Raw genomic sequence first — 12,552 nt, forward strand, 5'->3', positions numbered from 1 at the left:
TTTAAACATATATTAGTTTTATATGGTTTGTTTGATTACGTTATATACCAATAAGAATGAATAAGCTTTAATTAATCGATTAATAACTTAAACCTAAAATTTGCTTATGTTAAAAATTTACAAATTATGCAGTTTGGTACTGTTTTCGATATTTGTGAGTACAAGCTTTGCTTTAGCACAAATAGAAGTTACAGGTACCGTTACGGACGACTTGGGAGACCCTCTTCCAGGTGCTGCCGTATTAGTAAAAGGTACATCTAGTGGTACAGTCACTGATCTGGATGGTAATTTCACAATCTCAGTTGCTAACCAACAATCTACATTGGTTTTTTCCTTTTTGGGTTTTAATAATGTGGAAGAAGTAGTTGGAAATAGAAATACCATTGATGTTGTTTTAGAGCAAGGTCTGAGTGGTCTTGATGAAGTGGTTGTAACAGGTTATGGCTCTCAATCACGGAGGGAAATTACCGGTGCGGTAACCTCGGTTGATTCTGAACAATTATTGGCCATTCCAGCTACCACCTTTGCCCAACAGTTACAAGGAAGAGCTGCTGGTGTCACGATTGTCAATGATGCTACTCCCGGAGGTGGAGCGACAGTGAGAATTAGGGGTTTTGGGACCATTAATAACAACGATCCCTTGTATGTTATTGATGGTGTTCCAACTCAGGAACAGGGTAATTTAAACCCGAATGATATCGAATCCATCCAGATATTAAAAGATGCCTCTGCAGCTTCCATTTATGGTTCTAGAGCGGCCAATGGGGTGATTATTATTACCACAAAACGTGGTAAAGTAGGGAAGCCAACAATTTCATTTAATGCCTATTACGGCACTCAAACCTCAGACCGTAGTCCTGATCCACTAAATGCAGAGGAGTTAGGTGAGTATTTGTATCTTGCCAATATTTACGGCAATCCAAATACTACTCCGACTCATGGGCAATATAGCTGGGGTCCAAATGGTGAAGTAAGTATTCCGGATTATGTTTTCCCAAGTGGAGCAATGGAAGGAGACCCTGGAGTAGATCCAAGCCTTTACGCCCTTAGGCCGGGAAATATTTACCCGATTACCCGATCTGCGGATACGGACTGGTGGAAAGAATCCACAAGGACAGCACCTATTCAAAGTTATCAGGTAACGGCTAATGGAGGTACCGAAAATGGAAGGTATGCCCTTTCCCTTAATTACTTCAGTCAGGATGGAGTAATCAACAATATTGGCTATGATAGGTATTCATTAAGGGCAAATACAGAATTTAAAGCTCTGAATAATAGACTTACTGTGGGCGAAAATCTTTCTGTGACAGTAGGGAACAGAAAAGGTGGTTTTGGCAATGGATCAAGAGGAAACAATGAAGAGCAAAATGCTGTTTTTAGTTCCTCCCTCCAACATCCTCTATTGCCTGTATATGACATTATGGGTAATTTTGCTGGAAGCCGTGGTGCAAATCTTGGGAACAACTACAACCCAGTAGCCTTTTTGGAAAGAGCGAAAGACAATAGGAATCTTGAGTTGAGGGCATTTGGTAATGTTTATGCGCAAATAGATTTAACAGACAATATAAATGTCAGGTCTAGTTTTGGTATAGATGCCAACAACCGTAGAGCAAGGTATATAGGTAGACCTCAGCCTGAATATGTGGAGGGTAATTTTGTAAATAGCTCTACTGCTGAAAACTCCTATTCTTATCAGTGGGTATGGACCAATACAGTAAGTTATACAAAAACATTTAATGATGTTCATGCTTTTGATGCTTATCTGGGCTTAGAATCCATTAAAGAATTTGGAGAAATATTCGGTGCCTCCCGTCAGCGATTTGCTTTTGAAACCAATCCAATTATTTCATATCTTGACTTAGGAGATCCAAACACGGCGACAAACTTTGGGAGTGTAGAAAGTGACTACCGACTGTATTCTCAATTTGGTAAATTGAATTACTCTTACGATGGTAAGTACATGGTTCAATTCATTTTGAGAAATGATGGATCATCAAGATTCCTGGCAGCTTCTAGGAATGCGACCTTCCCTGCCTTTAGTTTGGGTTGGAGATTATCAGATGAGGCAGCTGTAGCTGAGGCATTGCCTTTTGTTTCCGATATGAAATTAAGGTACGGATGGGGTAAAACCGGAAATCAACTGATAGGAGATTACAATGCTTATACTACTTATAGGTCTAATATCTTTAATGCAGGTTATCCAATTGATGGATCGAGTTCTACTCCGGCATTGGGTTTTGACACCCAGCGTTTTGGGAATCCTAATGCAAAATGGGAAACAACTACCTCCAATAATATAGGGTTGGATGTAGAGTTTATGGACGGTAAGTATTATTTTGAATTAGACCTTTGGAACAGGGTAACTTCTGACATGTTGTTTCAAACCCCCATTAATTATGGTCATGGAGATGCTACGGCTCCCTTCTTCAATGTTGGGCAGATGACCAATAAGGGTATTGACCTAAATTTAGGAATGGATGATACCGCATTGGGTGGAGACCTTAGGTATGGTGTTTCTGGAAACATCTCTATGTACAGAAATAACGTGGATAATTTGGCTGCAAATGATGACAATGTGTTGTTTGGAACATCCACAAGGGTGCCATCGGTTACCATCACACAAACTGGCTATCCAATTTCTTCCTTCTTTGGTTACAACAACCTGGGGATATTCCAAACTCAAGAGGAAGCTGACGCCCATCCCGCTTACGGTAATTACAATGCTGTGGGTAAATTCAAAGTTCAGGATGTTAACGAGGATGGTGTGATCACCGATGCTGATAGGACAGTGATTGGAAATCCTCATCCAGATTTTGTTTATGGAATTAACCTTAGTTTAGGGTATAAAAATTGGGATCTTGCTTTATTTGGGAATGGATCTGTTGGCAATGATATCTTTAATTATATCAATTACTGGACTGATTTTAATACGTTTCAGGGGAATAAATCCAAGACTGCATTGTATGATGCTTGGCAACCTAGTAATCCTGGAGGAACTTTCCCAATCATGGATATAAATGACCAGGTGAGTAGCCGACCTTCCAGTTATTTTGTTGAGGATGGCTCTTATTTTAGAATGAGAAACGTGCAATTGACTTATAACCTTTCTGATGCTTTGCTAAAGAAAATTGGTATGAGTAATGCAGCCATTTATTTCCAAGGACAGAATTTGTTCACTGTGACGAAATATTCAGGAACTAATCCTGAAATTCAAACAGGAAGTAACAATACAGTTGGGTTTGATGGAGGTTATATGCCGATCTCCAGAAATTTGATTTTGGGATTAAATGTTACGTTTTAATCAATCATAACATAAAGAAGCAAACAAATGAGACATAAATATTTTAAAATAGCTACAGCAATTGTACTGGGATTGTCCATTTCTTCCTGTCAGGAAGAGTTCTTGGAAACAGTGCCACAAGGCCAATTCAGTACAGTAGATTTGGCAAATGGCCAAGGAGTTGAAGGGCTTTTACTTGGAGCCTATGCAATGATAGATGGATACGGTTTGGATGGTCAGTCTGGATGGAATGGCACCATAGACAATTGGGTATATGGGGGAGTAGTTTCCGATGATGCCTATAAAGGTACAGATGCAGGTGACCAACCTGAACAATCCTTTTTAGAAGCTTTTGATTTTCAGCCCACCAATCTTCACTTAAGAAACAAATGGAGGGCCGTTTACAAAGGAGTTGCAAGGACAAATGATGTTCTAAACACGCTGAAGGATGCCGATGATGTATCGGCCGAAAGACGAGCGCAAGTTATTGCTGAGGCCAGGTTTTTGCGAGGATTTTTCCATTTTGAAGCCAGAAAAATGTGGAGAAAAGTCCCTTATATTGACGACAATACTTTCGATCTGATAGATTTGGAGAGTAGTAAGGTTCCGAATGACAAGGAAATTTGGCCTGACATTGAGGCGGATTTTGAGGCAGCAATGAATGTGTTACCAGAATCTCAAGTGGACGTGGGTAGACCTACTAAATGGGCAGCGCAAGCCTTTCTGGCCAAAGCCAAAATGTTTCAAGGTTGGGATCAATCTACAGGTGTAGCGAATACCACAGTTTTAGCTGAAGCGAAAACGCTTTTGGACGATATCTTGAACAATGGACCGTTTACATTGACAAATACCTTTGAGGAAAATTTCCTGGTAGGAAGAAGGAACAATGAGGAGTCAATATTTGAGATTCAATTTTCTATATCAAGTGCAACTACAGCTGCTGCCAATGAAGGTACTACCTTAAATTATCCCTATACAGATCCATGGGGATGTTGCGGATTTTACCAGCCTTCTCAAAATTTGGTAAATGCATTTAAAACTACCTCAGAGGGCCTCCCTTTATTGGACACTTTCAATGATAGTGATGTGAACAATGATCAGGGATTGGCTTGGGACGATCCTTTCAATGCTTATGCAGCTCCATTAGATCCTAGATTAGACCATACAGTAGGTAGAAGAGGGGTGCTTTATAAAAGGTATAAAATTCACGGAAGTGACTTCATTAGGGACCAAAATTATGCAGGGCCTTATTCCCCAATCAAACATGTGGCAGAACCTGAGTTTTTCGGGATCGGTTCCAATCCCAGACTGTCGGCTAACAACTATAGAATAATGCGTTTGGGTATGGTGATTTTGTGGCTTGCTGAAGCTGAAGTGGAGCTTGGAAATCTTGAAAGAGCAAGAGAACTTGTTAATATAATCAGAACGAGAGCTGCTAATCCTGAAGGTTTTGTACCCAAGGCCATTCAGGGAGCTGAAAGAAATGATTATACAATAGTTGATGGAGAATATGCTGCCAATTATATGATATCAACGTATGATTCGCCATGGACTGATCAGGCTGTTGCGAGAAAAGCTGTAAGAATGGAAACCAGGCTTGAGTTTGCCATGGAAGGGCATAGGTTCTTTGATTTGCAACGCTGGGGCATTTCAGCGGAAACAATGAACGAATACCTCGACGAGGAAGGTACGAAAAGAACCTATCTCAGCAGTGCTAATTTTGACAAAGGAGTGCATGAATATTTTCCAGTGCCTTTGGAAGCTATAGAACGTTCGTTCAAGGATGGTTCACCAACATTGGTTCAAGACCCAGCATTCGACTAATTTATTTCAACTTATTAATTATGAAAAGGGTGAGAATTTTCTCACCCTTTTTGCTTTTTGTAATTTTCATCCCCGATTCAAAAATGTTTTCAAGCAAATTGTGGTTGAAAAAATTAAAAATGCCCTTAAAATCAATTAACTTGAAATATGCAATAGACTATTTTCCACGTATTAAAATCACTTCAAAATCTGACTATCTTGTGATTACACTCTTTAATAATAGAGCCAGGAAACCTTTTTTTGGCAATCAATATTGAAAGTCAGTGAAGCAGATAAGTTTCAGTTCAGCATATAAGCTAGTAGTGAAGTCTGTTAGGTAAAATGCTATTCTTGAATCTAAATTTAGAATTCAATTAAGACTTATCTGCCATAATTATTGCGCGGGTATAAACTTGAATACTCAAAGTAATTGCCATTGTAATTATAATTAAAAACATACTAGATTTGTAGTGCAAATTAAATAATTAAAAACGCAGATTGTTTAAACCGTGGGTTTAACCACTTTAAAAAAAGGTTATGAAATTTATTTTATCAGTGATTTTTTTATTTATTATTTCTTTAACAAATACGTATTCTCAGTCAATCCAAGAATTAAGTCTCTCATTGACACGGTGTTTGGAAAATAAAGATTACGAATGCACTGAAATCAATTTAAAGAAACTTATTAAGAAAGATAAAAAAGGGATAAACTATCTACTTACTACTCAAATTTAGGTACTGTTCAAAGGAGAATAAACAAGAATGAAAAAGCCTTAAAGTCTTACGACAAAGCCATTGATTTAAATTCAGACATACCTAGTTACTTCACAAATAGAGCATCTTTGAGATCACAATTAGGCGATGAAAATGGGGCATTAAAGGATTACGAAATAGCACTAATATTGGATCCGGAAAATGAAAATGCTTACATTAATCGGTCACAACTTTTTAGAAAAATAGGTGATCTGGAAAAAGCTCGAATGGATTTGGAAACGTACCTTGAAATTAATCCTGAGAGCTTTGCAGTTGCCTCGAATTTGGCTATTTTAAAGAAGCTAGAAGGTGAATATCAAGAAGCTTTGGAAGATTTTAATAGATTAATAAACCTTAATCCCAATGAAGCTATATTGTACAATAATCGAGCAGATACACATATGAAGCTTAATGATTTTGGAAAAGCAATGGAAGACATAGAGAGGGCTATTGAACTTGATGCTGAATATGCAATTGCCTATGCCACCAAGGGTGAAATCTACCTGAAATTGAAAAAAACTATGGAAGCATGTTTTTATTTTAAAACAGCCGTAATAAAGGGGTTAGATCCAAAATTATTAGGCTCTTTATTGACAAATTGTGAGTAACCCTTTACAAATACTAACATTCTTGTTGTTCGGATAAGACGCTCTTAATTATAGAGGTGATCTAAATACCCTAATTGCTCGATATTCCGATTAAGTTCTCCACTTTTGTATCAAATGTTTTAGACGGAGGAAAAAGTTTATTGATTAGTTTCAAGGTATAATTCAGTTTGCCTTTTGAACGGGAAAAATAAATCCTCTTGAATTGCTACTTTTTACCAATTCCATTCGTTTCTAAAGTGAAAAAATAGCTGACTACTGAATTGAATATTTTATTTTTCAACCGATTTAATAGGTATATTTGACCTTTTAATTAAATAATAGCTGAATGCCAAAATTGATTAGGATCACTACTGTTCCCATTTCTCTCAAATTATTACTAAAAAACCAAATGAGTTACATGTCAAATGCTGGCTTTGACGTGCTCATGGTAAGTGCAGAAGGAAAAGAATGGTATGATGTATTAAAAAACGAAAAAGGCATAAGAAAAGAGATAATACCTTTTACCCGAAAGATTACACCACTTAAAGACATTTATTGCTTGTGGTTACTTTACAAACTTTTTAAAAGGGAAAAACCTGATATTGTACATACACATACGCCAAAAGCAGGCTTACTTGGCATGATTGCCGCTCGATTGGCAGGCGTTCCAGTAAAGATTCATACATTGGCTGGTCTTCCTTTTATAGTTGAAAAAGGTAAGAAGGCTAAGTTTCTATCTGATATAGAGAAAATAACCTATCGTTTTGCAGATGAAGTTTGGCCCAATTCCCATTCTTTAATGGAATATATATTGGAAAAAAAATTGGTTAACCCAAAGAAGGTTAGGGTAATTGGTGATGGATCTTCTAATGGAGTTGACTTAAATGTCTTTGATAGGAATAATCTTCAAGAAAACCATTTGGTGGCGGCTACCATGAGAATTGTGCCGGGAGATGATGATTTTTTGATGTTAACTGTGGGTAGGTTAGTAAAGGATAAAGGAATAGCAGATTTGGTAGAAGCTTTTATCCAATCTAAAATAGTCAACCGTTCTAAATTAATATTGCTGGGAGATTTTGAGCAAGACCTTAATCCCCTTGACCCCAAAACCATTAATCAGATAAATGATCATCCCCGAATAGTACATGTACCATGGACAGATCATGTAGCGCATTACATGGCTATCTCAGATGTACTTATCCATCCATCTTATAGGGAAGGTTTCCCAAATGTCTTATTGGAATCAGGAGCGATGTGCTGTCCTATCATTTGTTCTGATATCCCAGGTAACACTGACTTAGTGAAGCATAAAAAAACGGCTCTGGTATTTCAGGTCGGTCTTGTGTCCGCCCTTAAGGAGGCTATGGAGTTCGCATTTGTGAAAAGAGCTGATATGCAAGGCTATGCTGACAATCTTTACCAAAGAGTAATTAATAGATTTGAAAGAAAATCCATACAAAAGGAGATTTTTAATGCGTATAATCGCTTGTTGGACACGAAATAATATACTTTAAATTAATTACCTTCTTTTTTTTCAATACGTTCATATTTAATTAATTTTGAAGGTGATTACAAATTATTTTTATATGAGAAGACTGGTATTACCGGTTTTGATTTTTGTTTTAATTACTTCCTGTATAAGTAATAAGCGAATAAATTACCTTCAGAATTTGAAAGGGAATGAGCCTATAGGACTTGATGAATTTATTCCATATGCAGAGGTAGATTATGAGTACATTTTACAACCCCACGACATCATAGATGTGGATTTTGCGTCTCCCAATCAGGAATTACTTAGGGCCTTTGAGTTTCAGGGAGCTAAGTCCGCAAGTTCAGGTAGAAGCGGAAGTTCAGGAGGTAATATGGATATCTTTTATTTTTCCGGATACTCAATAGATAAGGATGGATACATTCAAATACCAAATTTAGATCCGATCAAAATTTCCGGATTATCTGAAATTCAGGCCAGAGATAAAGTTCAGGAAGCAATCAATTTTTATTTTAAAGACGAAGTACAAGTAAAACTTCGGATCGGTGGCATTAGGTTTACGACTATGGGAGAGTTTAATAGTGTAGGGACCAAAATTCTTTTGAAAAACCGAGCTACAATTTTTGACGCTATTTCCATGGCTGGAGAGTCAAGCATTTTAGCCAGGAAGAATGAATTGTTTTTGATCAGGCAATATGATGGAGGAACAAAAATTCATCAAATTAACCTCAATGACAGGCGACTCTTGGCTTCTCCCTATTATTTTATTCAGCCCAATGACATTTTATATTTGCAACCTATGCAAATCAGGCAAATTGGTTCAGGAGAGAATTTAACCGCCAGCTTACAGTTAGGTATATCCATTATTACTGCAATGATGTTTGTCTATGGAATTACCTCAGGACTTTTTTAATTATGGAGAATCTAGATCTATCGAAGTTTGACGAACAGGAGAAGCCCATTGATATTAAATATTACCTTATCAAATACTTCAGGTATTGGCCTTTGTATTTAATTTGTATTTTGATCGGGCTGATTGCTGTCTTCCTTTTCCACCGATATACCATGGAAAAGTTTGAGGTAAAAGGTAGTGTTATGATTAAAAGTAATGCTGCACCTGAAGTTAGAATTCTGGACAGGTCAAATATTTTTTCAGGAGGGGAGAATCTTACAAATGATATATTGCTTTTTTCTTCCAAAAACCTGACCTCTGAAGCCTTGGATAAATTGCACTTTGATGTTAGTTATTTTGCTTCTACCAACATTAAAGAAATTGAATTGTATAAAAATAGTCCCATAAAAGTAGATGTAGATTGGGACTACCCACAAATTACCAATAGAAAAATTAGAATTAATATTCTTACTGATTCTACCTTTAGATTACTTCCCGGAGAAAACATGTTTTTAGATAACTTATTTATGAGTTACAGATACGTGGAAGAAGACAGAGACATATTCAGAAAAGATTTAAAATTTGGGGAAGAGATTATTGGTGAAAATGCTAAGTTTAAAATTTTTTTACAAAACAATTCCCGACAATATGACACTTATGAGTTCTTGCTTCATGCCCCATCTTCACTAATAGACCGTTATTCTAATGCTGTTCAAGTAAAGCCACTTGTCAATTATGGAACGGTGCTGGAAATTAGTACGATTACTAAAATTGAAGAAAAGGGGAGTGATTATATCAATGCATTAATGGATGCTTTTCTTGAATACGACCTAAAAGAAAAAAATCTAATCTCAGAAAATGCTTTGAAGTTTATCGAAGAACAACTTTATATTGTTGAGGATTCCTTAAAGTCTGCGGAGGGAAGTTTACAACGTTTTAAAGTGCAAAATAGAATGTTGGATGTGAATGCAGAATTTGGCGGGGTGCTAAATAATATTCAGGTTTTGGAAGCAAATATCCAAGCCATTGATTTTGAATTGGCCTATTACAATACTTTAAAAAATTACCTGATCTCTAAAACGGATTCATTTGAAGAAATTGTAGCCCCCTCTATTGTTGGAATAGGTGATGGACTTTTTAATGACATGACGATGTCATTGGTAGAACTTTCATTGGAAAGGCGAAAGTTGCTTTCTATAGTCAAAGAGACACATCCAGATGTAAAAGTTTTAGATCAGCAAATTGAACGATTGAAAGAAAATATTTTTGAGAATATCCAGAATCTTATTTCAAATACGGTAAATAAAAAGAAGGAAAATCAAAAGAAATTATATTCTTTTGACAAACAGTTTTCCAATCTTCCTAAGGCAGAGTCGGATTATACCAATATATTAAGAGAATTTAAGTTAAGGGAAAATTTGTATACCTATTTACTTGAGAAAAGGGCAGAAGCTGGAATAGCGAAAGCTTCAAATGTGCCGGACAACAGTATCGTGGATTATGCGAAAAGAGGAACGCTAATTTACCCTAAAAAAACGCAAAATTATACTTATGCAATTGGTCTGGGATTTTTTCTTCCTTTTGGATTTTTAGTTTTATTCCATTATCTAAACAATAGGGTAATGGATCAAATACAGCTAAAAAACCTGTTGAGAATCCCTATGCTAGGTACCATTGGATTTAGTGATAAAAACACCAACTTACTAGTTGCAGAACATCCCCGGTCACTTGCTTCTGAATCGTTTAGGTCTCTTCGTTCTGCGCTTTTCTATATCGCCAGTGAAAAGAAATGCAAAAAGATTTTGGTGACATCCAGTATTTCAGGTGAAGGTAAAACCTATATAAGCTTGAATTTGGCATCAGCAATGGCATTGAGTGGAAAAAAAACCTGTATTATTGGACTTGATCTTAGAAAACCTAAACTTGCCAAGTACCTAGGAGTATCGAATAAAAAGGGACTTTCTACATTTTTAGTTGATAAAGATTCAGCTGACGAAATTATCCTTAAAACACAATATGAAAACCTGTATGCGGTGCCTTCAGGGGCTGTCCCTCCTAATCCGGCAGAATTGTTGTTGAAAGATAAAATGGGAGAATTTTTAGAGCAATTAGAGCGAGACTTCGACATCATAATTATGGATTGCCCTCCTGTAGGATTGGTGTCAGAAACCATGGATTTACTACGTTTTTCGGATGTCAACCTCTATATAGTAAGGCATGATTTTACCCATAAAAATCATTTATTAATGATCAATGACCTCTACTCAAATGATCAGGTGAGAAATTTTTATGCTATTTTTAATGGTCTTAAAGGTGGAGGAGATACTTATGACTTTGGTGGGTATAATTATGGATATGGCTACAATTATTCTTATATGATGAAGAATAGCTATGGTGACGGTTATTATGCAGAGGAGAAGAAATTCAAAACAAGTTGGCTGGCAAAATTTCTCGCAAAATTTAAGGTTTAATTAGAGGTCGTTTTTAAACCTCTTAGTGACTATCGAATTTATGGTGAAGGTTGCTGATTAATTGGTTTCAGGTAATTCGAAGTCAATATTAAAGCAACTTTCCTTTGATTAGGAAAAAATATGTAAAATCGATTGTGTAGTAATTTCAACCCATTAAAAAATTGAAATCACCGATTTAAGGTTAAACTTATACTTTTATAAACTCATTTTATTTTAAAATTTTGGATTATGGAAAAATCAATATTGATCACCGGAGGTGCTGGTTTTATAGGTTCTCATGTTGTAAGACTTTTTGTAAAAAAATACCCCAATTACAGGATAGTTAACCTAGATTGCCTGACCTATGCAGGTAATTTGGAGAATTTAAAAGACGTTGAAGGGGAGAAAAATTATGCCTTTGCAAAAGTAGATATAAATGATGAAGAGCTATTAAAGGAGGTTTTTAATGATTATCAAATTACAGATGTCATCCATTTGGCAGCTGAATCTCATGTGGACAGATCGATTACTGATCCATTGGCATTTGTAAAAACGAATGTCATGGGAACGGTCAATCTTTTGAACACCGCTAAGAACCATTGGAAAGATTTAAAGAACCATCTCTTTTATCATGTCTCTACTGACGAGGTTTACGGATCTCTTGATGATGGTGGTTTTTTTCTTGAAACCACACCTTATGACCCTCAGTCTCCTTATTCCTCCTCTAAGGCTGCCTCAGACCATTTTGTGAGAGCATATGCCAATACTTATGGTTTGAAAACCGTGATATCAAATTGCTCAAACAATTATGGTCCTAATCAATTCCCTGAAAAATTAATCCCGCTTTGTATTCACAATATCAAGCAAAATAAACCCTTGCCAGTCTATGGTAAAGGTGATAATATTAGAGATTGGTTGTTTGTATTAGATCACGCCATAGCCATTGACATGGTTTTTCACAAAGGAAAAACTGGAGAGACCTACAATATTGGTGGATTTAACGAATGGAAAAACATTGACATCGTAAAGCTGCTCTGTGAAATCATGGACCGAAAACTTGGTAGAGATAAAGGTGCATCAGAACAATTAATTACCTTTGTAAAAGACCGTGCAGGACATGACCAACGGTACGCAATTGATGCAGATAAAATCAACAAAGAACTAGGATGGAAACCTAGTCTAACCTTTGAAATAGGGATTGAGAAAACCGTAGATTGGTACCTGGAAAATGAGGAATGGTTAGATGGAGTTACTTCCGGTGACTATCAAAAATATTACCAAGAGCGTTACAGTTAAAA

The 12,552-nt window shown here is 36.4% G+C and carries 7 protein-coding genes; all 7 read left to right on the plus strand.

All coding sequences use genetic code 11. The annotated features are described in order from the left end of the window. The first annotated feature begins 106 nt into the window (after positions 1 to 106). Positions 107 to 3,301, plus strand: a complete 3,195-nt coding sequence (locus tag AC0L7T_RS11345) for a SusC/RagA family TonB-linked outer membrane protein (protein ID WP_473342750.1) — start codon at positions 107 to 109, stop codon at positions 3,299 to 3,301. A 27-nt stretch (positions 3,302 to 3,328) separates the two neighbouring features. Further along, positions 3,329 to 5,104, plus strand: coding sequence for a RagB/SusD family nutrient uptake outer membrane protein (locus AC0L7T_RS11350; protein ID WP_473342751.1), 1,776 nt, complete (start codon positions 3,329 to 3,331; stop codon positions 5,102 to 5,104). 821 nt (positions 5,105 to 5,925) lie between these two features. Further along, complete coding sequence (locus AC0L7T_RS11355; protein ID WP_473342752.1) at positions 5,926 to 6,444, plus strand: tetratricopeptide repeat protein; 519 nt, start codon at positions 5,926 to 5,928, stop codon at positions 6,442 to 6,444. A 325-nt stretch (positions 6,445 to 6,769) separates the two neighbouring features. Beyond that, complete coding sequence (locus tag AC0L7T_RS11360; protein ID WP_473342753.1) at positions 6,770 to 7,927, plus strand: glycosyltransferase family 4 protein; 1,158 nt, start codon at positions 6,770 to 6,772, stop codon at positions 7,925 to 7,927. Positions 7,928 to 8,009: 82 nt separating this feature from the next. Beyond that, positions 8,010 to 8,825, plus strand: a complete 816-nt coding sequence (locus AC0L7T_RS11365; RefSeq protein WP_473342754.1) for a polysaccharide biosynthesis/export family protein — start codon at positions 8,010 to 8,012, stop codon at positions 8,823 to 8,825. 2 nt (positions 8,826 to 8,827) lie between these two features. After that, positions 8,828 to 11,275 (plus strand): GumC family protein, encoded by a 2,448-nt coding sequence (locus AC0L7T_RS11370; RefSeq protein ID WP_473342755.1) that lies wholly within the window; start codon positions 8,828 to 8,830, stop codon positions 11,273 to 11,275. 228 nt (positions 11,276 to 11,503) lie between these two features. After that, on the plus strand, positions 11,504 to 12,550 hold the full coding sequence (gene rfbB / locus AC0L7T_RS11375; RefSeq protein ID WP_473342756.1) for a dTDP-glucose 4,6-dehydratase: 1,047 nt from the start codon (positions 11,504 to 11,506) through the stop codon (positions 12,548 to 12,550). The last annotated feature ends 2 nt before the right edge of the window (positions 12,551 to 12,552 follow it).

The organism is Cyclobacterium sp. 10D3-21 (assembly GCF_055809755.1).